Raw genomic sequence first — 23,195 nt, 5'->3', positions numbered from 1 at the left:
AGAACACAAAATGAAATCCTTAGCTCTCACCATACTCATCAGTAGCACCCTTTACGCGAGTGCGGCAGAGACCGCTGTGTATGTGCCTCCATCGGACACTGTCTTTCTTAAGGTGGATCAAATTCCATTAGATGTCGAAAGAATGCATGAGCTCGCCTCAACTTTACTTGAAGTTGCTGCGTCACCTCGCGAGCGTACAGCTGAGGCACTCCAAGCATGTGCCAAGCTCGTAGCTATTGCTGCCCAATTGGATCCCAAAAATGAGAAGATCGAACCAGTCAACACGACTCTCCTCACCCTCAGCCCAAACCCTTCAGACGAGTCAAACCAGAGCTTCAATGACGCTCAACTTGCTCTAACCTTTCATTTTTTAAAACAAAAAGAACAGGGGTCTGAAGCTAAGCAACTCGCTGACCGACTCAATACTAGTTTGCATGTTTTATATCCAAATAACCCACACTTTAAAAACGACACAACAACATCAGTCTCCTGGGAAAATATCGTCGCTCCACTGGCTGAATTTACTGTCGATCCTGAACTCGACCTCATCAACACTCAACGGGTCAAGCATAGTGAAAAAGCCCCGCAAGAAGAACTGCTTTCCAATAGCTCAACGAGCGGCGACGAATTTATCAAAAAACTAGACAAAGTACCGAATCCTCCAGCGCTCAAAAAATGGAGAATACAAACACAAAACGTTCAAGCTCCCGTAACATTCCTTGAGAACAAACAAGCTCATCATTCCGTCAGTAAGGTGATGGTCTCAATGATACCCATATCTGGAGGCTCCGCTAATAAAATTACCATTTCCTCCGATAGTCTTAGTTCACTTTCTTCAGAAAGATCAAAGCTCGCTGAAAAATTATCCAAAATCTTCAAACAACAATGGCCAAAAGGCTTCCAAAGTGCGGAATTAAAAATATTTTATGCGAAACAAGTAAATAAGAACTTCGACTTTAGTGTCCTCACTGCTTTGAGTTCTATCGTATTAGATGCCTCATTGCTCAACCGAAAGCTCTCACCCGACCTCATCGTCGCCATGGGACAAAACGACTCTGGCGAATTTGTCCGCAATACACGCTTCTGGGACTACTTACCAAGTCTCACTCAATTATCAGACCAGCATCGTATTTTAGTAACCAGTGACTCTGAAGGCGATCTCCAACAGTTACTCGTGACAACCGATGCCGAGTTCTTCATTCGCCACGAAATATTCGCGGTCAATGATCTCGAAGACTCGCGCAACTATCGAACTATAGAATTAGAAGGGGACATCGCAAAAGCATCTGAACTATTTGCCACAGTCCAAGAAGTCTTAGAGGGAAAATCGATTCGCTCAATGGCATCGAATACCCACGTTAGGTCGAAGCTGAAAGAAATCTACACTCTCAATCCACATCACCTTTCTGCAAAAATGCTGCTTATTTTAGGTAGTGAGATGAAACCTAACACTATCGCAACTAAATATCTCGGCTATGAAATACAAAGTATCCTCAGAGAAGTAAAACCTTCGATCTCAACTGGTTTGAGCACTATTGATCAATCTAATAAGATCATTGCGAAAGGAGACATTCTTGCAGAAAGAATTAGAGAGCTAAACCGCCATACTTCTCCAGAAGATCGCGAGGTATTTGTAATGCTAAAAGACTTGGCTGACACACTGCAATCAGCTGGAAAGTCACATTTGAAAAGCTTAGACTATTATTCTAACAGGTCAGAATACCACGCAAAGTCATACAGTGACGACATGCTTCAACTCAAGCAAATCGAGGCGGACTTAACTACTAAGGCCAAAGAATTAATCGCTAACGATCCACCTAAAAAAGAGTAGAAATGGAGAGTCGTCGGAAGTGGCTTGCCCCTTGGCGTAATTAGCCACAGACTGCCATTGCGCTATGAAAGATGGATACAGACGCTTCCTCATTATTACTATTGTGATTTTGAGTTCATTTCTAATTGTAACGGTCGCCCGTAAACTTAATGAATCAACAGGACTGTTAGAATTCATCAACCATACTGGTCCTGACTTTACAGAGGAAAAAATTAAAAATGTCACACTCGCTGATGGACCAATCATCGAGCGCAAAGACATCGAACTTTTAGCTCAACTCAATAACGAATATTCGCGCATTAGTTCAGCGGTCATGCCGTCAGTGGTAAGTATTAACACAGCTGGTACTAAAAATGCCCACATCCGAGATAGATTTGGTAGAGTGCAGACTCAAACTTCTAACACTTCAGGCCAAGGTTCTGGAGTCATCGTCAGCGAGGAAGGTCACATCATCACAAATTACCATGTGATCAGTAACATGCAGGAAATCCATGTGCAGCTCGCAAATGGCATCACACACGAAGTCAGTATCATTGGAACTGATTCATCACTCGATATTGCCGTTTTAAAAATAAAAGCTGAAGGACCATTTCCTGCACTTCCATTTGGCGACTCTGACGAAGTAAGGGAAGGCAACATCGTCCTCGCATTTGGCAATCCGTTTGGCATCGGTAAATCCATTACTCAGGGGATGATCTCTGCGAGAGAGCGTTCCATATCTGATCTCCAGGGTGAACTATTCCAAAGCTCTGCTGCCATCAATCCTGGCTATTCAGGTGGGCCACTGGTCAATATTTACGGTGAAATTATAGGAATCAATTCGAACATTTATAAAAATGACGAAAAGAGTCCGAACTCCCAAGGGATCAGTTTTTCAATCCCATCAAACATTGTTCAACGCACCTTCATCAACATTTGCGAACGCGGAAAACCGATTCGGGGATTCCTGGGTGTAGCCTCTCAACCCTTGGTCGATGACATGCAAAAAAAGCTAGGCTACACCAAAGAATACGGGATCCTCGTCAGTAATGTGGGACCTGGAACTCCAGCCGCTAAAGCAGGTATCCAACCTGAAGACATTATTCTTAACTTTGATGGTCGAGCAGTGCGTGATGCCAAGCACCTTCGGGGGATCATCGAGCGTTCAGAAATTGGCAAACCATACAAAGTTCTCATCTGGCGTGATAAAGCCCAAAAAGAATTAGAAGTCACCATTGAAGAATTCAACAAAGAGCTCGCCATCATTCCTGCAGCATCTGAAATTAGTAAAACGGAGCGCATTCTGCTCAATGTAGGCATTGAAGTTACCTTTCTCAACAACACTCATCGTCGCCAAGGAATCATGGGCGTGCGTGTCACCCGCGTCTTCGACGACTCACTAGCATACGGCCTAATCCAACCTAACGATATCATCTATCAGGTGAATCAATACCGTATCAACCAGCCCAACGAGTTTTATAGTATCATCGAAATGTCTGCTCCCAAGCAAAGTACTGAATGCTTCGTTCTCAGAGCCGGACAGGTACTACCTGAGCCAATTATCATTCCTCAATTAAAAGAAGAATAGATGAAGAAATGTATCCTCACCTCTCTACTTATCGCTTTGCCTGCGCTTGCCATCCAAGCACAAGAAACACGCGACTGGACCAAAGCTGATTCAGCAAAATCAGTAGAGGGAAAATACATCTCACAAGATAGCTCCACAGTTACTGTCGAAATCCGTGGCACGTCCTATACCCTCAAAAAATCTGAACTCAGCACCGAGGACCAAAATTACTTGAAAAGCGTTTTCCAACAAGAGAACCAACCCAAAAAAGCGCAATTCAAGCAACATTTAGAACCAAAATGTAAAGTAGGAAAATGGTATTCCTACCTACCATCAAGCTATAGCTCAACTGGCGAAAAAGTGCCTGTCTGCTTCATCTTCTCAGCTGCTGGAAAAGCCAAAAAGCTCGTCGATAATTTCAAACCAACAGCAAATGAACTCGGCTGGGTACTTATTGGGATCGATGCCTACAGCAATACCCGTGTAAAAGGTAAAGGAGGTGCTGAAGCCATCACAAACGACTGCAAAATTATTTACGAAAAAGTACTGCAAGAATTCAACGTCGATCCAGAAAAGGTCGTTTTCTCAGGAAGTTCAGGCGGCGGTTGGTGGTCATTCCGATCTAGTAGAACCTATGCCAAAGACACAGCTGGAATCATTAGTCAAGGTGGCTGGATGAGCAATGAATACGATTATCGCTATCCACGCAATATGGCAGTGGCCATGGTAAATGGTGAGAAAGACGATGGCGCTATCCAGTTTGAAAAACCAGATGGTGACTTCTTGAGCAAAAAATACCGAGCCACCATTAAAGTCTTTAGATTCAATGGCGGCCACATGCCCTCACCACCAAAAGCTCTCGTCGAAGCCGCCCGCTGGGTGCACACGACCAAAGGCTTTTAAGCAGCTCACTCGTCTAAGAATTTCCCAGGATTGAGAATACCTTTCGGATCGAGCGCTGTCTTGATCTGCTGATGCATTGCATAACTAACAGGACCTAGCGCTTGTTTAATCCACGGCTTTTTCGCCAAACCCACACCGTGCTCACCCGTGATGGCTCCATCATGTTCTAACACCCAAGTAAAAAGCTTATCCACCGCTGCGTCAGCCTTCGCTTTAATCACCGGATCTGAATAATCTTCGACCATCAAATTCGTGTGAATATTACCATCGCCTGCGTGTCCAAAACAGGCCACGGAAATACCAGTATCCTGCTGCAGCTGACGCGCGAAATTCACCAGATCTACCAACTTACTACGCGGCACCACGATATCTTCATTGAGCTTAGTCAATCCTGTATGCTTGAGCGAATAGGAGAAATCCCGTCTAAGCTGCCAAATTTGCTCACAGGCGGCTTCGTCAGCAGCTTCGTTGATACGGAGTGCACCCAAGTCTTCCAAGAGCATTTTCAGGCCTTCTAGCTCGCTTTTGACAGAACCGACTCGACCATCGATCTCAACCATCAAATACGCATCACCAGGAGGTAGATTCTCTTCACCCAGATAATCACGCGCCGCAGCGAGTGTGAACGCATCAGTAATCTCCAGAGCGCTTGGCAAAATGCCCGCATCGAGTATCGCTTGTACTGCGGCCGCTGCCGCCGAGAAATCAATAAAAGACGCACCTAACATCGCCCTCGTTTCAGGGTGGGGGATAATGCGCAAGGTCCCTTCGGTTACGATCCCTAACATCCCTTCCGAACCACACATCAAAGTCGTCAAATCGAAGCCAGTCTTATTCTTATGGCAACGCCCACCGACACGCATAATTTCACCTGTTGCAGTCACCACTTCTAAACCTAACACATACTGCTTAGTCACACCGTATTTGAGACAACGCGGACCACCGGCATTCGTCGCTATATTACCTCCGATCGAACATTCTTTTAACGATGCCGGATCGGGTGGATAGTACCACCCCTTTTCTCTCGCTGCCTCCTGCAGGTGACCGGTAATCACACCTGGCTGAACCACTGCGACACCGTCACCCGTGTTCACTTCCAAAATCTTGTTCATTTGCGCCACAGAAAGGGCGATACCGCCTCGCACTGGTACACAACCGCCAACATAGCCAACACCTGCTCCACGCGTATATACGGGAACCTCGTGCTTGTTAGCATAGCACATCACTGCCGCCACTTGTTCAGTAGTCTGGGCAAAAACGACAACATCCGGATCCGCGGACGCATACCACTTATCGATACGGTGGACATCGATGTCATTTTCAGAAATAGAAACGTGCTCAACGGGCACTAGCTGACAGAGATCTTGGTAAAGTTTACTCACGCGACGCATCCTAGTGATTCTTATCAGAAAGTCAAAAGCCACTCACCCGAAGATGAATGGCTCTAAAAAATTCGCAATGTACAGAGCGCTACTTAATCCACTGGTCGAATTGTAATAGAATATTGATCATACTTCGCTCTCGCTCCGGCCATATTTAAAACATAGTCCAACACCACCGTAGCGGGCACTTGCTTCATGGTCAAAGTGATCTTCTTGTCTTTGATTGAATTATTCTTATCAATCAAAACTAGATTCGGCGTAACCACTCCATCAGTTGTTTGCTCAATCAAATCATTTAAGTCACGTAATGCATCTTCAAAGGCGAGCTCATTGAAATCAACTTCAGCCAAGATCACTTTTGCCAATTCTTTCTGACGCGCTTGAATTCCAAACTTCGAGCGATTCTGACGCGTCTTTATTGCTAGCGCATAGGATGGTCCATGTTGAGGATCGAGAGCTAATGAACGCTGGAGTGCCTGTTGAGTTTTCACCAGGTCACCATCGACATACGCTTTTTCAGCAATGCGATAATACTCTTCGACTTTTTGTACGCGTTCTTGAGTGCTTAGTTCTTCTTCTGCGATACTACTAAGTGGCAATCCTAAGACAGCCACCATGAGTGTGATGGTTTTCATAATATAACAATTTTTTGGGTTAGGTGTGTGCTACAGAAATGGATACCATAGCATCGAGAACACTAGCAGAACCTCGTGGTTCTCAAAATAGAAAAATGATTCCATGTTTAGACTTTTTCCCAAAGCAAGTTCACTAGAAAAAATGGCTCTTTGTTCACACGGTATATTATATTCTTTTTTATAGTATCAAAAATATCTTCTTCTTAAGCGTGTGAATAAGTCTCTGTGAGATGCGTAACTCATTTATTTTTATGTTCAAGGTGAGTGTTAAAACGATGTGAATAACTTTGGAGGTGTCTCAACAGTTAAAAAAAAGAACAAAAATGAACACTAAAACTTATTCACAGTTATTGCCAATTCACAGATTATTCACAACACTGAGAACTCTTACTAACACTTATTCACATCAAAAATGATGAGCCAATTTAGCCAAAATATAGCAAAACCTAACAACAATACTGAACTTTTTTCAGACCACGAAAAATGGATGGCAAGAGCGCTTGAAGAAGCTTGGAAAGGTGTTGGTCTAACGAGCCCGAATCCCGCTGTCGGTGCCGTAATTGTAAAAAATGGCGAGGAACTGGGGGCTGGCTATCATCGTAAAGCAGGCTTACCGCATGCGGAACGCGAAGCGATTGCTGATGTCGTAGCAAGACACCGCGAAGATGCACTGAAAGGAGCGACCATTTACGTAACGTTAGAGCCATGTTCTACGGCTGGTCGCACACCTGCATGTACTGACGGAATTTTAGAAAATGGCATTGTCAGAGTTGTTTACGGAGCAGTGGATCCAAATCCTGATCATGCTGGTGCAGCAGATACTGTCTTGAAAGCAAAAGGTGTTGAGGTTCATTCTGGAGTGTTAGAAAAAGAGTGTGAACGCTTGCTACGTCCCTTTGCCAAACGCATAACCACAGGTTTACCATGGGTTATTGCGAAAACTGCCATGAGCCTAGACGGCCGGATTACCCGACCACCGAGTGAGGGCCAGTGGCTCACAAGCCCTGAATCGCGTGAAATTGTACATCAGCTGCGTGCACGGGTGGATGCAATCATCGTTGGAGGTAAAACGGTGCGTCGCGATAACCCACGCTTAACACTGCGTAGTGAGCAGAGCTCAGCAGAGAAAGAACAACCTTGGCGCGTAGTACTTACCTATTCTGGGAGAGAGTCGCTTCCCCAAGACTTTCATTTGTTTACTGATGAGCACAAAGAGAGAACTCTAATTTATCAGGACAAGCCGCTAGATGAAGTTCTGCGAAACCTCGCTGAGAAAGGCTGTAACAGCGTCCTGTTAGAGTGCGGTGGAAAACTCATGCGTCAGTTCGCCGAAGCGGAATTGATCGATGAATACCAACTTTTCTACGCTCCTATCATTACTGGTGGAGAAGATTTTGGTTTCGGCCTCGGCGACCATTTTAAATCCAGCTTAAAGCTCAAAGAAGTCAGCAGCCAAAGCATCGGCCAAGACACCCTTATTCAGGGAGTGGTGGAACGCTGATGCATGAGATAGAGCGAACACGCTGCTGGACATGGGACGTCGTCGCTACTGAGTGCAATTATTTATCGGCTACAAACTTAAGTACGATTCCGTTGATGCAGTAGCGTTTGTCTGTGGGTGTATCGAAACCTTCACCTTTGAAAACGTGGCCGAGATGGGCATCGCAAACGGCGCATTTCACCTCTGTGCGCACCATACCTCCTGAGTAGTCGGCTTCAGTTTTTACATTCTTTGCATTGGCTGGATCGTAAAAAGATGGCCAGCCGCAGCGTGAATCGAATTTTTCGTTAGAGCTAAAGAGTTCAGCGTTACAGCCCACGCAGTAGTATGTGCCGGCACCTTGTTCCTTGAACTGCTTGTACACCTTGCCATTGGGCGCTTCGGTTCCAGCCTGGCGGGCGACTCTGTATTGTTCAGCGGTGAGTTCAGCCTTCCAAGCATCATCAGACTTTTCGACTTTTTCAGTAGGTTGGGCAGGTTTTTCGGAGGCAGTTTCCATGGGTTCTTTTGGTTTGGATTCGCAAGCTACAATCGTGAAGGCTAAGGTTGACAGGGTGATGAGGAGTTTGTGCTTCATAGAGGTAGGATGCTTGATGAGAGGAGTTTATTCGATTATTGCTTATAAATCGAGAGAACATCTGCAGTGTTTTGTGAGGCTTGCTTACCGTGGGGTTTTTGCTACAGGCTGAGGCAGAGCCATGCAGTCGCTAATTCCAGAGAATCGTCCCGCACTTATCCTCGCGCCTATGCAGGACATTACCGATCTCGCCTTCATGGGCGTGGTCGATAGTTATGGCGGTCCCGATTATTACGTGACGGAGTATTTTCGGGTGCATCGCGATTCGACCTTGGAAAAGAAAATCCTGCGTTCAATTAGCGAAAACCAGACTGGCAAGCCAGTATTCGCGCAGATGATTGGTGAAAATATCCCCGCGCTTGTGCGTTCTGCTACACAGCTGATGCATTATCCAGTGGCGGGAGTGGATCTTAATCTCGGTTGTCCAGCTCCTACAGTTTACAAGAAAAATGCGGGTGGTGGATTGCTGCGGTTGTTAGATCATGTAGATTCCATCCTTGGAGCCTTGCGCGATGCGATTGATGGTCGTTTTACTGTGAAGACTCGGGTGGGTTTCGAAACGCACGAAGAATTCGATGCAATCCTCGCGATTTTTAAAAAGCATGCAATCGACGCGCTTACGATTCACGGCCGAACTGTACGTGAGCAGTACAAAACGCCAGTGCATGCCAATTTGGTGAAACAGGCTGTGGAGACTATGAGCTGCCCGGTAATAGCTAATGGAAATGTAGTAAACGTGGCGACTGGAAAGGCGTATCATGCGCAGACAGGAGCTGCAGGGTTGATGGTCGGAAGGGGTGCGATTCGCAGTCCATGGCTCTTCCAACAATTAAAAGATGCTTATGAGAGAAAGCCTGTTGTTCAACCAACGCGCAAGGATCTTCATGGATATATTACCAAGCTTTATTTTGCTGTCGCTGAAAATGCTAAGGATTACGTTGAGCAAAGTCATGTGAACCGCATGAAGAAGTACATGGCTTATATCGCTCAGGGAATTGATGAAGAGTTTGAATATCAAATTCGTCGGGTGAAGACTCAAGTCGATTTCTTTGCTACTTGCGATCACTTTATGCTAGATGATCGTAAACTTCCAGATGCTCCACCAGTGGAATCAAAGCTTTTTTCAGGATTCAGTAAATTATTAGAAGACCAAAAGAACTAAGGTCCAGTAAATCGGCCGAGATTAACTTTTGTGCATTCTTATAAAACAATCTGTCGTGTGGTCGTCGACCATGCCGATGGACTGCATATAGGCGTAGATGATGGTGGAACCTACGAAGTTAAAGCCGCGTTTTTTTAGGTCTTTGCTGAGCTGGTCTGAGAGTTCGGTAGTGGCGGGGACTTCGCTGAGATCTTTCCACTGATTGATGATGGGATTATGGTCTATCCAGCCCCAGAAGTACGCATCGAGTGAGCCACATTCTTCGATGAGCTTAAGGGCTGCAATTGCATTGCGGCGGGCGGAATAGATTTTCAGGCGGTTGCGAATGATGGCTGGGTTGAGGAGGATTTTCTCGAGCTCAGCATCGCTCATGGCGGCCACTTTTTTGATGTCGAAGTTGTGAAAGAGTTCGCGGTATGCTGGGCGCTTTTTGAGGACGGTAATCCATGAGAGTCCAGCCTGGGCGCCTTCTAAGACTAGCATTTCGAAGAGTCGTCGGTCGTCGTGTAAGGGGACGCCCCATTCATTATCGTGGTAGTCAATGTATACTGGGTCATCAGAGCACCAAGCGCAGCGTGTTTTCATATGAGAACTTTGAGGGTTATTCATTTTTGTTAGATGATCTAAGTTTTTTCTGGATAGATGACAATCGAGCTTGTAGGCCTGCAGAAGCCCTCATTCATAAGTAAGAAAAAATCTAACAATGCGTCTAACTCTTTCTACCCATATGCCGTTCGTACTCTTAGTGAGTTCTCTCCATGCACAAGATTTCTTAGAGCCTACTGTTGTTACTGCCTCACGTGTAGAACAAAAACAACTGGATACACCTTATAGTATTTCTATAATTTCGGAGGATCAGATTATTGATGAACAGCTACGTACTGTGCCTGAATCATTAAAAAACACTTCGGGGGTGATGATTCAAAAAACTACCCATGGTCACGGTAGTCCATTTATTCGTGGTTTTACAGGTCGTCAGAACCTTTTGTTAGTCGATGGTGTGCGGATGAATAATTCGACTTGGCGCAGTGGGCCGATTCAATATTGGAATACTTTAGATGTGTATTCGGTGGATCGTATGGAGCTCGTCAAGGGGCCAGGATCGGTAATGTACGGATCTGATTCCTTAGGTGGAACGTTGAATCTTTTGAGTAAAGGTGCGGACTATTGGTTGGAACAAGGGTCATTCCAAAATGGTGGTGTTTACTACCGCTATGACACTAACAGCCAAAGCAATGTTGGGCATTTAGAGCAAAATATAGGAGAAGGTGGAAAGTGGGGGCTGCACTTGGGTGCAAGCGTGAAAAGCTTTGGAGACATTCGCGATAGTTTCTTTGGGCAGATGAACCGCACAGGATATCAAGAGCAAAATGTGGATGTAAAATACAGCCAAGCCCTAAGTGAGACCACTCAGATGGATTTGGCTTTTCAGTATTTAAATCAAGACAATGTTTGGAGGTGGCACAGTACGACATTAAGTGAAAGAGGGGGGAGTGGGCTGAGTTGGCAACACGGTGATCATGTCACTCAAGCTGGTACCCTAGATTACCGCATTTACGATCAAGAACGTTACCTGACTTATGCAAAGTTTTCTGGGTCGAATGGAGTTGGATTGTTAGAAGAATGGGCCAGTACGGTTTCGTATCAGAAGTCGCAAGACTCAGAAACACGCAGTGACCCACGCTGGGGAGTGACGAATGTGCAGACCTTTGGTGTGAGTTTTCAAGCAAGTGGCGAGACGGGTCCTGGGCGTTTGGTTTGGGGAGCTGACTTTTACCATGACAATGTAGATTCAGATGCTAGTGACCCGAGTCGTAGACCAGTGGCTGATGGTGCGCGCTATGATTCGTTAGGCGCATTTACTCAGTATAACTGGGATGTGGTGGAGAATTTCCAGTTAGAGCTGGGTGCTCGTGCTAGTTATTTCGATTCCGCGTGGGATAGCGTGTACAATCGCAACTTAGGACATGATGTTTCCGGTGACGGAAACTGGGGAGACATTTCGTTTAGTGTCCGAGGAACTTATGATTTAAGTGAAGATTGGGTGTTGTATGGAGGTGTTTCTGAAGGTTTCAGAGCACCGAACCTAGCCGATCTCACCGGTTCTACGGTATCGCGTTCGAGCGATGAAGTGATTGGTTCATCAGACTTGGATGCTGAGAAAGTGGTGAGCTTTGAGTTGGGGTCAAAAGCTGATTGGCGTGATTTATCGTTCAGTTTTGCTGGCTTTTACACTTGGATTCGCAATCCGATCACCAGTGCGCAGCAAACTATTAGTGGAGTGGATTACCTGCGTCTGACTAATGGTGAAGAAGGATACATTTGGGGGTTAGAAGCGGATGCTGCGTGGCGAATTGCTGCGCAATGGGAAATTTTAGGAAATCTAACGTATCAAGATGGTAAGCAGAAATCACAGGCAGTGATTGATGGTCCAGTGGTAGAAGATACGGTTTCGAGGTTGGCTCCATTTTCTGGCAATGTGCGTTTACGTTGGACTGAAGAAGGTGGAAAATACTGGATCGAAGGTCAGTTGCTCGGTGCGGTTACGCAGGATAACCTTTCTCAAAGTGATCTTGGCGACGATCAACGGATTCCTAGCAATGGGACTCCAGGTTACCTCGTTGGTTCTATCCGTGGTGGTTGGCAGGTACAGGAGAACTTGTTAGTGACTCTTGGGCTTGAGAACCTGACTGATGAAGATTACCGAGTGCATGGCTCTGGCGTAAACGAGCCTGGGATCAATGCATTGTTAGGAATCAATGTAGATTGGTAGACGCTACGAATAGGATTCAAAGTGTTTATTCGCTCTTCTGATTTGACTACTCTCCTCACCCTTTACATTGCCAATGGCTGTGCTTTAGTCAGCCTATGAAACCGAAAATTGGCATTGTTGGAGCGGGGAGAATGGGAGCGAATATGGCGCGTCACTTGAAGGACGAAGGGTATCAGATTTCTGCTATTTATGATGTCTATCAGCAGGTTGCGGAAGAGGTAGCTCAAGAACTTGGTGCACAATGTGCGTCAAATTTACCAACAGTGACGGCAAGTTCCGATGTGGTGATTACGGTTGTTACGGACGATGCCGCGATGCGTGACATTTTTAAAACTCAGGGAGATACTTTGTTAGCTGACGCGGAGGGCGTTACTTTTATCAATTGCGCGACATTGAGTCCAGAAGTGCATCAAGATGCAGCTCAGGCGGCGCAGGCGGTGGGTGCGAAGTCGCTGGAAGCAGCGATGGCTTCGAGCATCACGCAAGCGCGTAACGGCACGCTCTATCTGATGATCGGTGGAGAGAAAGCTGTCTTTGAAGAACATAAGGAATTGTTAGAATGTCTGTCGACTGCGCTGCGCTACGTCGGTCCGACAGGTTCTGCAGCTAAAGTGAAGGCACTGGTGAATATGGTGATGAACATCAACACGGCGGCTCTCGCAGAAGGTCTTGGACTTGGTGAGGCGCTTGGGTTGGATCTTGAACTGCTTCGCGAGGTGTTTGCGCAGACGGGGGCAAATTCGCGCGTGTTAGAGACGGATGCAGAAGACATGCAGATTCGTGACCACGAATGTTATTTCTCTGCGGCACACGCGGCTAAGGACAGTGGTATAGCTAATGAGCTTGCAAAGTCTACGGGCATTGCTGTTCCGCTTTCTGAGGCGACTGAAGCGCAGTATAAAAAGATGATCGATTTGGGACTCGGAGATTTAGATAAATCTGGAATCGCTGAACTCACCTTTAAAGGACGCGGAGTATGATTGTGAGAAATAAGCATGGAGAGAAAATTGATTACGTGCTGCATGATGCGGAGCGTGATGATGTCTTGGTCATTTTAGGTCATGGCGTGACTGGAAATAAAGACCGCCCCTTGTGTATCGGCGTGGCAGAACGCTTGGCTGCTGCTGGTTGGCCGACGATGCGGCTTTCATTTGCTGGCAATGGTGATTCAGATGGAAAATTTGAAGAGGCGACCATTCCCAAAGAAGTAGACGATCTCCATGCAGTGTTAGATCAAGTCAAAGGTTCGAAAAAGATCGTTTATATTGGGCACTCGATGGGGGGAGCTGTAGGGGCGCTGGCTGCGGCAAAAGATGACCGTATTAGCGTGTTGGTTTCTCTTGCGGGGATGGTCCGCACTAAAGCATTTTGTGAAGCAGAATTTGGCGATGTGACGCCAGGTGAGGGCTATATGTGGGACGATGAAGATTGCCCGCTTTCCCAAGAGTATGTGGATTCAATGCATTTGATAGATACCACACTCACTGCGGCGAGAGACATTCGTGCTCCGTGGTTGATTCTGCATGGCGATGCTGATGACGTGGTATTACCGCAGGATAGCGAAGACCTCTTTCGCACTCTCAGAGGAAAGAAAAAGCATGTGGTGATCGAAGGTGCGAATCACGTTTTCGAAGGCTGTTATGATCAATTAGCTGAAGAGATCGAGACGTGGTTACAGCTACATGTAAAATAAAATGCATTTCTTTGAATAGATTTGAAGAAGTGGACGTCGAAGTAAGCGAAGACAAAAATATTGCTTATGAAAACGTTCAAAAAAATCACACCAATAGCCGCTCTTGTGGCGGCAATGTTCGCCGTAGCTCCACAACAAGCTGAAGCTCGCGGAAAGGGCCATCATCACAGTCACACTTATGCCAGTGGTCGCACCAGCTGTGGTTGCGCTATTTACACTAAACGCGTGGTGAAAGGCCACGACCGTCATGGTCGTCCAGTATACGCGTATTATCGCCAGCCGGTAAAACATCACTGTAACAGTGTTCATTATCGTTCAGTTCCTCGTACCTATAGTAGTTGTGGGACACATCGTACCGCTTCTCGTTCTACATATCACCATAACTATCGAGGCAGTAGCCGGAGTGGGATTAGTGTGACATACCGAAGTGGTTGGTAGGTTTCAATAAGCGGATGCTAGAAATGGCATCCGCTTTTCCTATTTGCCAATGATCAGGATATTTGGCATCTGTGTACCTGATGAAGAAAAGTTTTGTGTGTTCGTGTTTGCTGGGAATTTACGTAGCAGTATTTTCGCCAACAAATAGTACTGCGGGAGAAATTGGCCGCAAGCAAGCAGAGGTCAAAGGCTTGCTGGTGATGGATCTAGGAAATGGTAAATTCGCGGGGACAGCATCTCAGATGAATGCGACTGCGATGAGCAAGACGGGTGTCAAAAACCTCGAGTTAGCATTTAATCAAGATGTCGGAGCTATGATGGATCAAGCCACCAGAGAAGTGGTGAAATTCATGAATGTGCGTCACGCTGATCTACCTGAAGGCTATCGCGTGGAATTTGCTTTCGCAGATAAGTATTCGCCAAAAGATGGGCCATCGGCTGCTGTGGCAACGGCACTATTGTTAGATTCTATTATTACTGGGAAGGAGCTCAATAATGACTTTGCGGTGACTGGCGACATGAATGCCACAGGTGAAGTTCGTCCTGTAGGTGGAGTGAGGGCTAAAGTGAGAGGAGCAGCCAAACGTTGTAAGTTGGTAGCTATTCCAGAGCAAAATGCGGACGCGATCTCCGATGCTTATGTCCTTGAAGGGATACCCTATCTCACCGCTGTGCAGATTTTTTCTATTGAGAATTTTGATCAAGCCTATGCCCTTGCGGCTGAACAAAGTCCAGAGACGCAGCAAGCAATAACTGATTTCGCTGCGGTACAGGGCGCTTTGGAGCGCAATGAGAAATTCGTCTATAATCCCAAGGTAAGAGAAAAGCTGAGGGAGGTGGTGGAGGCCTTACCAAATCATCTATCAGCTCATTTACTCTTACGTCACAGCTATAATAAAGGGCCTAAGTCTTTGTCACTGAATGGTTCTATTTCAGCGATCGATACTGCATCTTTTGAGTTTTCAAAAATGCTTCAAAATCAGTCATTTCTGGAGAGAGGTGGAGAAAACGATGTGCTTGCTGGTTACATCAGTGATATGCGCGATCTCAGGAAGATCGTTGATAATCGTGTGCGCAATTATTGCGATAGCTATATGGAGCTCGCTGAGTACATCAAATCTGTGCGACTCAAGCGAACCTGGTCGCAGCAAAACGCCTCTGAATTTGCGATGAAAGTGAATGCGATTAGAGCAGAGCGAGAGGCTCTCATTGGCAATCCAGAGGTTCAAGAAGAGCTAATGATGGATTAGCGGCCTAGCGGATAAAAAATCCTGCGACCTTGCCGTTGGCTATGGTCATTTCTGCGAGCATGTCAGGTGCTTGTTCGGTGTTGAAATCGATTTTCCAATAGTAGGTTGTGTGAGAGAGTTTATTGAGGTCTCCCATGAAGTCTGATTGGTAACCCGCTTTCAACAATGGACTCACTTGTTTTGAAACTTGTTCGAGTACCTGCGGAGTCATGGCTTCCTGCATTTTTGCATCGCAGACAGATTCAAATTTTTCGAGATCGTTTTCCTGAGTCGCTTCAATCAGAGTTTTAAACTGAGTGGCGACGTCTTTAGGAGCTTCTTCAGCGAAGGCTGTGAATGGGAGAGTGAGCGCGCTGAGCGTTGTGATGGTGGTGGTTTTCATGACTGTTAGGTTAAATGGTTAGAGGTCTCCGCGTTCACGTTTATAGGATTGGAGGCCTTTTTTCCAGTCGCGCATTTGTTTTTTTGTCATACGTCCTTGGTCGCCTTCTTTTCGGTGGAGGCGGTTTTCTCTTTTCTCTGCACGTTTTATTTTAGCGGCTTCGAGGACGTCATCGCTAGTGTGATCGACGTAGGCTGCTTGAGCGAGAGGCGCGCTGACGCGAGTGTCGTAGAGGCCAGTGACTTCGATGTGGCGCTTGTAGAGGCCATCGTGGGTGGGAACATCGAGGTGGTCGCCAATTTGGACTTTAGTTGCGGCTTTGATCGATGCGTTAGAGCGTTTTACTTTGCCAGAATTACAAGCGCGAGCTGCGAGGCTGCGGGTTTTGTAGAGGCGCACTGCCCAGAGCCATTTATCGATACGAACTGATTCCATTTCTTCCACGAACATTAATTTCTCTGAAATTTTTTCCAATGGCAAGGATACAAGGAGATGGGAGATTTCGTTTAGGATTTTTTACTAAATGAAAAGGGGCTAGTTTCTCAGATTTCGAGAGAAAAGCTCATTACTGAATGGCTTCAGCGGGCAGTGGAATGAGCCTACATAAAAGTCGTGCATTTCGTGGTTTGCTGGTTAGGGTGCCGAACTAAACAACGCATTTAGCAGATGAAAAAAGTAGCAATCGTGATGGGCAGTAATTCGGATTGGCCGACAATGAAGTTGGCAGCTGAGGCTTTGGATAAATTCGGCATCTCTTACGAAGCCAAGGTAATCAGTGCACACCGTACGCCGCTCGGCATGGTGAAGTTCGCGCAAGAAGCTGAGGAAAAAGGTTTTGAAGTAATCATTGCAGGTGCAGGTGGCGCGGCGCACCTTCCGGGAATGATCGCGGCGATCACCACTCTTCCAGTGCTTGGTTGTCCAGTGAAATCTAGCGCTCTCAATGGCCAGGACTCCCTTCTTTCGATTGTTCAAATGCCAAAGGGTATTCCAGTCGCTACTTTCGCGATCGGTCCAGCGGGAGCTGCGAATGCAGGTCTTTTTGCCGTGAGCATGCTTGCTGGCAATGACCCTGAGCTCAATGCGAAGCTCAAGGCCTACCGCCAAGAAATGGTGGAGATGGTAGCAGAAATGAAGCTCGAAGATTAATTTTTTTACCTCATGTCTGATCAGGTATTTCTTCCCGGTTCTACGATTGGCATTCTCGGCTCTGGCCAGTTGGCTCGTATGATGTCGCAGGCTGCATTACCGCTTGGATACAAGGTGGTGGCGTGGTCAGGTGGCGCAGATAGCTCAGCGGTTGATCGCGAGGTCGACTTGGTGATAGACGGCTCTTACGATGACGAAGCGGCGAAGGCCAGGTTCCTTGAAATGGTCGACGTCGTGACTGTGGAGACCGAGAGCTTGCCGCCTGCACTTCTCGAGGATGTAGAGGCTAAGGTCGAGCTTCGGCCGAATGCGAAGTCAGTACAGATCACTGGTAACCGCGAATTCGAACGCGGCTTTTTGAAATCGATCGATGCCGCTCAGACTGAGTTTAGGGTGGTAGATACTGCTGAACAGTTAGAGCAAGCATTTCACGACCTTGATGGGGATTGCGTAGCGAAGACAGCTACTGATGGATACGATGGCAAAGGCCAATGGCGTTTGAAGTCGGTGGATGATTTAGAAAACTGTAAAGCTGACTGGAATGGTTCCTGTCGTCTTGTGGTGGAGGGTTTCATTCCTTTTGTTATGGAATGCTCTGTCGTGGTGGCGCGCAACGCGGCTGGCGAGGTAAAGGCATTTCCTATTGTAGAAAATATTCATCGCCACCATGTGCTGGATGTTTCTATCTTGCCGGGTCGCGTCGATGAAGCTGTGGCTGAGCGTGCTAAAGTGGTCGCTGAAAGGGTGGTCTCAGGGCTTGATTATGTGGGGATTCTTGCGGTTGAGCTTTTCGTATTGGAAAATGGTGAGGTGCTTGTAAATGAGATTGCTCCTCGTCCTCACAACTCAGGTCACGCGACTAATGATGGTTGTGTGACCTCACAGTTCGAGCAACACGTACGCGCTATTTGTGGATTATCATTAGGCGACACGCGACCCCATGGAACTACAGTGATGGTTAACCTGCTGAGCGACATTTGGAAGAGTGATAAAGATGCTTTTGAGAATCCAGAGATTGCGGCGCTCAATTCTGCGAAATGGCACTTCTACGAAAAGGAATGGAAGGCTGGTCGTCGGAAGCTTGGCCACGTGAACTTCGTGGCACCTACGCTCGATGAGGCACTCGCTGAGAGTGAGAAACTGCGTTCTGTACTTTTTGAAAAGATTTAAAAGTCTAGTAATCTATTTTTGGAACGCGATCAGCGCAAAGATTATGTTTCAGGAAGAGCTTTTTTAGTTTTCCAGATTGATAAAGCTTTTTGTATTCGGCATCGAAACGGGCTTTGAGATCGTTTCGGCTCGTGGCGAAACCAAAGTAGACGAGCTCAGGAATGACTCCAGTGATGAGCACGTAGTCGTCGCCGAGTTGGCTGTCTTTCCATAGCGCTTGAATATCTTTTTCGTAATCTAGAACCGCATCGGTGCGACCACGTTTGAGCATGAGAAGCATGGATTTTACAGAGGGAACCTCAGTGTAGCTGGATGTTTTTGGCAGATATTTATCGAAGTTATATCCAAGTCGCGCTACGACACGTTTACCCGCTAGAGAATTCGTTCCTCGCCATTTTTCAGAGAGTCGTTTGCTCACTGCGGCGCTAATGTTGTCCGCTTCGACAGGGTGGGTGGATTGGTATTTTCTCGGGATATCTTCTGGGTAGGCGCCTAATAACATATCCACTTGGCCAGATGTGAGTAAGTGCACTGAGCGTTTAAAGGGGACAAAATGAACTGTTAGTGTGTACTCAGGACTGGGGTAGATCTTTTTAAGCAGGTCGTAGTAAAAGCCTTCTTCTTGCTTGTTGATGTAGCCTTCCCAAGCTTCGGTGGCGATGGTGATTTCTTCTGCTTGAATGAGTGAGCAAAAGACGAGGGGGCTGAGGAATTTTAAAAGAGCCTTCATGGCATCTGCTAGGATAACAGATCGTGGCGAAGATGCAGAATCAAATATGCGCGTGCGTGTTTATGGCCGAGACCAAGCGCTGCCGAATTGAATATAAACTGCGGGGCCTTCTTCACCATAGGCGAGGTCGACGCCGACATGCATGCTGTGATCTTTTGCTAGCAGATAGCGTAAGCCAGTGCCGCCAGTGAAGGTGGTATTGGCGTCATCGAATTGGGAATTTTTACCCCAGCTAGCGCCGACACCACCAAAGCCTAACACGCTCCAACGAGGATGAAATTGCCAGCGCAGTTCAGACTCGCTGTACGCTACGGTTGTTCCTTGGTACCTAGTACGTGGTGCGCCTCGAAGCTGGACTGAGGGGAGGGCGTAAAATGGAGAGTCTCCCATGTTATGTTTGGCCTCAGATTTGATGCCGAAGAAAAGGGTATTTTCGACGATAGGTTGATAAAAATAATAGCTCGTAGTGAGGCGTTGGAAACTTTCCGTTGCGCCAATGAGTTCATCATTCCAGAGCAAGGAAAGCTCGGCAAAATGCCCGTCGAGCGGAGTGAAGACATTGTCTCGGGTGTCATGGGTAAGCTCAAAGAGAATGGAGCTGAGTGTGTCTTGTCGGCCAATACCACGGAGAAAGGTTCCATTGGGAAGAAGGTGAAAGTCGTGTTGGTTTTGCAACTGGGCATCGACTTCTCCGTAGAGGTAGCGTGCCCCAATGTACCATTTGCTGTCTTTAATTCTCCATTCAGCACCGAGTAAACCTCCCACGATGTCGAGGTTGTAGTGTAGAGAGCGACCATCTAGCAGGTCGTAGGCGCCGAACCCATAAAAATCGAGATTGAGAGAAGTCGAAGTGGCGCCGGCAGTGATGCGGAGTTGTTCATCGAAAAAATAACCAGAATAGCCGCCGAAGAAACCTTTGGTGCCGTTATTGGTTTTCATGGCTCCGAGGGCGGTGAAGTTAGGCCTGTGCTGACCTTCGGGTCTCGATACGAACATAGGAATGAGCGCGAGTCCTTCGCCGATAGCTGGCTCGGTGATGGGATTGACGATCGGAATGAAGCCATAGGGGTGATCGAGGAAAGAGCTTACGTCGAAGTAGCCATCGCTCGGGTCGATGAAGCTGACGTCATCATTTTTAGCTACTTCTTTAGTGAAGTCTTGAGCCACTAATAGACTGCTAGAGATCAAGAGCGTGGAGAATATTCGGAACATGAGAGTAACACATCCTAACTGATTGAAGTGGCTAGGGGAATTGCTGTTTTAGGGGAATAACCAAAATCGTGCGTGATATTGAGATTGCACTCATAGGGTCTCTATGGTCATTTTATTTTTATGAATAAACTACCGATCCCATTTTCTATTCTAGCACTGAGCATCAGCCCTGTGATTGCTGAAGTGGCAGCGCCAGTATCCGCTGCTGCAACTGGTGAGGAAAAAGCGATACCAATGACCATCGAAGATCGTGAAGCGTCAGTGGTGTCGTTAGAAGCTTACATTGAAGAGCGCGATGCTCGCCTTGAAGAGGTTACCGAAGATGTTCTACGCATTGATAACCGAATGCAGGGGAAGATTGATACGGTGGTGAAAAAGCTAGCTTCTCTTAGCGATTCAAAGAATTCAAAGTACCGAGTCAGCCAAGAAAAAATCCGTGTGATGAAGGGTTTGGTGAAGAACCTGGAAGAGTATCAGTCGAAACGTGCTGGTTTGATTCGTGAATTGCGCAAGGATGATCCAAACGTACCGAAAGATGCGATTAAAAAGGACGTCGAAAGGAATAATGAGCTTACTGAAAAGCGCATTGAACAAGTCTTAATGCTTTCAAAGTCGTTTACGCAAGAAGACCCTAAAATTAAGAAGTATACCAATTCTGGTAGCGGTGGATGGGATCGCTGGGGGAACTGGAATACTAATGAAAGAATCTCTGATGCCTATAAGCAGAATCGTCGCGATAAGAGCATGGACAAGAAGCAGCGTGACGCGATTGAAAAAGCTCTGGACGAGGCGATTACGCGCAATGAGTCCCGAGTGAATGGTATGGTCGAGCGTCTGAAGGATCCGAATCTAACACCTGAGTCTAAAGAGCTGATGGAGTCTGAGCTCGCGCACTATCAAGAGGTGTTAGAGACTCGCAAGAGGCAGAAAGCGGATTTCGTGTTAGTTGATAAGCCAAAGACCAAGCCAATCAGCCAACATGCAGCGATGGATATTGAGAAAGCTCTCGATGATGCAATTCACGATCTGCGTGATGATATGTATCATGTGAAACAGAAATATGCTGAATTACGAGAGGAGCAAAAAGTCATCCAGAAGCTGACAGTACAACTTGAAGCTCGTAAAAAGTGGTTAGCGGATTATGAAGAAGGGAAAGTGAAGCTTCCTACTGAATAATCGCTAGAAGAAATATTAGATTTTATGAAAGGTCCAGCGTTCACCACGTTGGGCCCTTTTTATTGGAGGTGAAGCTTGAGAATGCGCGTCATCTCGCTGATGGCTTGGTCATTGTCTTGAGCATTATGCCAAGCTGGGACAACTTTTTCAGATTCGGCCTCGTCAATGTGGGAGCTAGAATACGTCACTACGCCGTCTGAGCTCTTCTCTAAATTCCCATTAATCCCACGGTTACCGATGATAGAGTGGTAGGTGACTTGGGGGAGCTTTGGGACGGATAAATTAAACTCTAAGGTGGGATTGTTGAATTTGAGAATTTGTATCCCATCAAAGCCGCCAGTTGGATTGAGGATACTTCGACCTAAGCTTGTTAGATCCTCGCGATAGTATTTGGGGTCAATATTGGCCAGTTGTTGAGGGATTTTAATAAAGTGCGATGTGAGCTGGCCAATCCAGTTATCAGCATATTCTGAGCCTCGGTGTGGAGTAGCTATAAAAATAGCACGTGTGACACAATTAAGAGGTGCTTGTTCAAATAATACCCGATGCGCTTTGATCGTGGGATTTGCGGAATGTAGATCTGATAAGTTTTTGGTGTAAATGTCTTTTTCTACTCCGCGATAGTCACGAGTGATGAGGCTTGTGAGTAGTCCTCCCATACTGTGTCCGATGACAACCATTTGTTCTGCCTTTTCCTGTGCGCCTTTTTTGCTGAGGTAATCGAAGAGTTGCTGGATTTGTAATTTAAGAATGCCAGCATTGCCTGCGAGCGGAAGACCAGTCGGATAGTAAAAGGCGTAGAACTGATAGTTATTTCTAACTATAGGATCTTGGAGGAGTTTATGGGTGGGTGAGACCCAGAGGTTTGGGCTGGCAGCGAGCCCGTGTACGAGGATGACGGGGATTCGGTTGGGGTCGATCGGTTCGTAGGCGTATAATCCTATTGATTCTAGTTCCTTTTCTGGTCGGAATACTCCTTCAATGCCTTCATAGATGAGTTCTGTAGTCATTCCCTCGATAATGGTATGAGGGATGGTGTAGTTATAGGAGGATTTGGGATGCTTAATTGACTTTTTAAGATGGATATTAAGCTGGTGAGAGCTTGTCCAAGTGGGGATGGCACTGACTGAAAAAACATAACCAATGTCAGGAATGAAGGGGTCTAGTGCGTGGTTTGTTGTATTGGGTTGTGGAAAGTGGGCAGTCATTGCGACGCCTTGTTGGTGTGAGGCTATAGTTGGTCTAAGATGCATACTGCGGTAGCGGCCGGCGTAATAGAGCTTCTCTATGGCATCTGCGTTGGTATAGCTGCTTTCGGAGCTGTGAGTGATGGAGTACTGCAGGTTTTTATAACGGAGCGGCCTATTCCATAGTTCGTATTCTTCAGTGAGTTCGATGGCGCATCCTAGAGCTTGTTGGTAGGCTTGCTGAGCCCATGAGTTATCATCACTTTCTAACAACTGTACTGCATAGAGGTAGCATGCAATGGCTTTCTCTGGCTGCTTGTGAAGAGTGCTGGCACGATAAATTGCGCTGCGTGCTGCGTGGTGCGAGCGCTCGCTGGAAGTAGAAGGACGCCCTAGTTCCTCAGTGAGAGTTCTGGCGGAAACCTTATTCATCATCGGAGCGCATGATATAACGCTGAGGACGAGTAGAATGAACAGTGAGAGGTGTACGAATTTCAT

At 46.6% G+C, this 23,195-nt stretch carries 22 protein-coding genes; 13 read left to right on the top strand and 9 right to left on the bottom strand.

Going from position 1 to position 23,195, the window contains the following annotated elements; translation table 11 throughout:
* The first annotated feature begins 10 nt into the window (after positions 1-10).
* The 3 genes from ACFPK9_RS09255 (at position 11) to ACFPK9_RS09245 (ending at position 4,280) form a co-directional block, all read left to right on the top strand.
* Entirely contained in the window at positions 11-1,831 is a 1,821-nt protein-coding gene (locus ACFPK9_RS09255; RefSeq protein ID WP_377094583.1) for a hypothetical protein, read from the top strand.
* 64 nt (positions 1,832-1,895) lie between these two features.
* The gene (locus ACFPK9_RS09250) at positions 1,896-3,398 is read left to right on the top strand and encodes a trypsin-like peptidase domain-containing protein (RefSeq protein WP_377094582.1); all 1,503 of its coding nucleotides are present in this window, start codon (positions 1,896-1,898) and stop codon (positions 3,396-3,398) included.
* Entirely contained in the window at positions 3,399-4,280 is an 882-nt protein-coding gene (locus ACFPK9_RS09245; RefSeq protein ID WP_377094581.1) for a hypothetical protein, read from the top strand.
* 5 nt (positions 4,281-4,285) lie between these two features.
* On the opposite strand, the gene ACFPK9_RS09240 is transcribed toward ACFPK9_RS09245, so the two are convergent.
* A complete protein-coding gene (locus ACFPK9_RS09240) occupies positions 4,286-5,662 on the bottom strand; it encodes an FAD-binding oxidoreductase (RefSeq protein WP_377094580.1) in 1,377 nt (458 codons plus the stop codon).
* Between the two features lie 92 nt (positions 5,663-5,754).
* Positions 5,755-6,297 carry a hypothetical protein gene (locus ACFPK9_RS09235; protein WP_377094579.1) on the bottom strand — a complete coding sequence of 181 codons (543 nt, stop codon included), beginning with the start codon at positions 6,295-6,297 and terminating at the stop codon, positions 5,755-5,757.
* Between the two features lie 412 nt (positions 6,298-6,709).
* Here ACFPK9_RS09235 and ribD point away from each other — a divergent pair, with 412 nt between their 5' ends.
* Positions 6,710-7,798: a bifunctional diaminohydroxyphosphoribosylaminopyrimidine deaminase/5-amino-6-(5-phosphoribosylamino)uracil reductase RibD gene (ribD, locus tag ACFPK9_RS09230; protein WP_377094578.1), complete on the top strand. Its 1,089-nt coding sequence runs from the start codon at positions 6,710-6,712 to the stop codon at positions 7,796-7,798.
* Positions 7,799-7,856: 58 nt separating this feature from the next.
* On the opposite strand, the gene msrB is transcribed toward ribD, so the two are convergent.
* On the bottom strand, positions 7,857-8,375 hold the full coding sequence (gene msrB, locus ACFPK9_RS09225) for a peptide-methionine (R)-S-oxide reductase MsrB (protein WP_377094577.1): 519 nt from the start codon (positions 8,373-8,375) through the stop codon (positions 7,857-7,859).
* 121 nt (positions 8,376-8,496) lie between these two features.
* Between msrB and ACFPK9_RS09220 the strand changes: the two genes are divergently transcribed.
* Positions 8,497-9,537: a tRNA dihydrouridine synthase gene (locus tag ACFPK9_RS09220; RefSeq protein ID WP_377094576.1), complete on the top strand. Its 1,041-nt coding sequence runs from the start codon at positions 8,497-8,499 to the stop codon at positions 9,535-9,537.
* A 21-nt stretch (positions 9,538-9,558) separates the two neighbouring features.
* Here ACFPK9_RS09220 and ACFPK9_RS09215 read toward each other — a convergent pair whose 3' ends face one another.
* Entirely contained in the window at positions 9,559-10,122 is a 564-nt protein-coding gene (locus ACFPK9_RS09215) for a DNA-3-methyladenine glycosylase I (protein ID WP_377094575.1), read from the bottom strand.
* A gap of 142 nt (positions 10,123-10,264) precedes the next feature.
* On the opposite strand from ACFPK9_RS09215, the gene ACFPK9_RS09210 reads away from it, so the two are divergent.
* The 5 genes from ACFPK9_RS09210 (at position 10,265) to ACFPK9_RS09190 (ending at position 15,691) form a co-directional block, all read left to right on the top strand.
* Positions 10,265-12,310 carry a TonB-dependent receptor plug domain-containing protein gene (locus tag ACFPK9_RS09210; protein WP_377094574.1) on the top strand — a complete coding sequence of 682 codons (2,046 nt, stop codon included), beginning with the start codon at positions 10,265-10,267 and terminating at the stop codon, positions 12,308-12,310.
* Between the two features lie 95 nt (positions 12,311-12,405).
* Complete coding sequence (locus tag ACFPK9_RS09205; RefSeq protein WP_377094573.1) at positions 12,406-13,290, top strand: NAD(P)-dependent oxidoreductase; 885 nt, start codon at positions 12,406-12,408, stop codon at positions 13,288-13,290.
* Positions 13,287-14,003 carry an alpha/beta hydrolase gene (locus ACFPK9_RS09200; RefSeq protein WP_377094572.1) on the top strand — a complete coding sequence of 239 codons (717 nt, stop codon included), beginning with the start codon at positions 13,287-13,289 and terminating at the stop codon, positions 14,001-14,003. Before ACFPK9_RS09205 ends, ACFPK9_RS09200 begins: the two co-directional genes overlap by 4 nt.
* A 66-nt stretch (positions 14,004-14,069) precedes the next feature.
* A complete protein-coding gene (locus ACFPK9_RS09195; RefSeq protein WP_377094571.1) occupies positions 14,070-14,441 on the top strand; it encodes a hypothetical protein in 372 nt (123 codons plus the stop codon).
* A gap of 80 nt (positions 14,442-14,521) precedes the next feature.
* On the top strand, positions 14,522-15,691 hold the full coding sequence (locus ACFPK9_RS09190) for a S16 family serine protease (RefSeq protein ID WP_377094570.1): 1,170 nt from the start codon (positions 14,522-14,524) through the stop codon (positions 15,689-15,691).
* 4 nt (positions 15,692-15,695) lie between these two features.
* Here ACFPK9_RS09190 and ACFPK9_RS09185 read toward each other — a convergent pair whose 3' ends face one another.
* Together ACFPK9_RS09185 and ACFPK9_RS09180 are read right to left on the bottom strand one after the other, a co-directional pair.
* Positions 15,696-16,073, bottom strand: a complete 378-nt coding sequence (locus ACFPK9_RS09185; RefSeq protein ID WP_377094569.1) for a hypothetical protein — start codon at positions 16,071-16,073, stop codon at positions 15,696-15,698.
* Between the two features lie 18 nt (positions 16,074-16,091).
* Positions 16,092-16,508, bottom strand: a complete 417-nt coding sequence (locus ACFPK9_RS09180; protein WP_377094568.1) for an RNA-binding S4 domain-containing protein — start codon at positions 16,506-16,508, stop codon at positions 16,092-16,094.
* A 231-nt stretch (positions 16,509-16,739) separates the two neighbouring features.
* Between ACFPK9_RS09180 and purE the strand changes: the two genes are divergently transcribed.
* Together purE and ACFPK9_RS09170 are read left to right on the top strand one after the other, a co-directional pair.
* Complete coding sequence (gene purE / locus ACFPK9_RS09175; RefSeq protein ID WP_377094567.1) at positions 16,740-17,222, top strand: 5-(carboxyamino)imidazole ribonucleotide mutase; 483 nt, start codon at positions 16,740-16,742, stop codon at positions 17,220-17,222.
* A 12-nt stretch (positions 17,223-17,234) separates the two neighbouring features.
* Positions 17,235-18,392 (top strand): 5-(carboxyamino)imidazole ribonucleotide synthase, encoded by a 1,158-nt coding sequence (locus ACFPK9_RS09170; RefSeq protein WP_377094566.1) that lies wholly within the window; start codon positions 17,235-17,237, stop codon positions 18,390-18,392.
* A 4-nt stretch (positions 18,393-18,396) separates the two neighbouring features.
* On the opposite strand, the gene ACFPK9_RS09165 is transcribed toward ACFPK9_RS09170, so the two are convergent.
* Both ACFPK9_RS09165 and ACFPK9_RS09160 read right to left on the bottom strand, forming a co-directional pair.
* Positions 18,397-19,122, bottom strand: coding sequence for a substrate-binding periplasmic protein (locus ACFPK9_RS09165; protein WP_377094565.1), 726 nt, complete (start codon positions 19,120-19,122; stop codon positions 18,397-18,399).
* Between the two features lie 60 nt (positions 19,123-19,182).
* Positions 19,183-20,334, bottom strand: coding sequence for a BamA/TamA family outer membrane protein (locus ACFPK9_RS09160; protein WP_377094564.1), 1,152 nt, complete (start codon positions 20,332-20,334; stop codon positions 19,183-19,185).
* 120 nt (positions 20,335-20,454) lie between these two features.
* On the opposite strand from ACFPK9_RS09160, the gene ACFPK9_RS09155 reads away from it, so the two are divergent.
* On the top strand, positions 20,455-21,510 hold the full coding sequence (locus tag ACFPK9_RS09155; RefSeq protein WP_377094563.1) for a hypothetical protein: 1,056 nt from the start codon (positions 20,455-20,457) through the stop codon (positions 21,508-21,510).
* Between the two features lie 59 nt (positions 21,511-21,569).
* Here the strand turns inward: ACFPK9_RS09155 and ACFPK9_RS09150 are convergent, their stop codons facing one another.
* Positions 21,570-23,195: an esterase/lipase family protein gene (locus ACFPK9_RS09150; RefSeq protein WP_377094562.1), complete on the bottom strand. Its 1,626-nt coding sequence runs from the start codon at positions 23,193-23,195 to the stop codon at positions 21,570-21,572.

The sequence above is a fragment of the Rubritalea spongiae genome (genome assembly GCF_042652385.1).
GTDB lineage: Bacteria > Verrucomicrobiota > Verrucomicrobiia > Verrucomicrobiales > Akkermansiaceae > Rubritalea > Rubritalea spongiae.
This window is presented reverse-complemented; position numbering and strand designations above follow the sequence as displayed.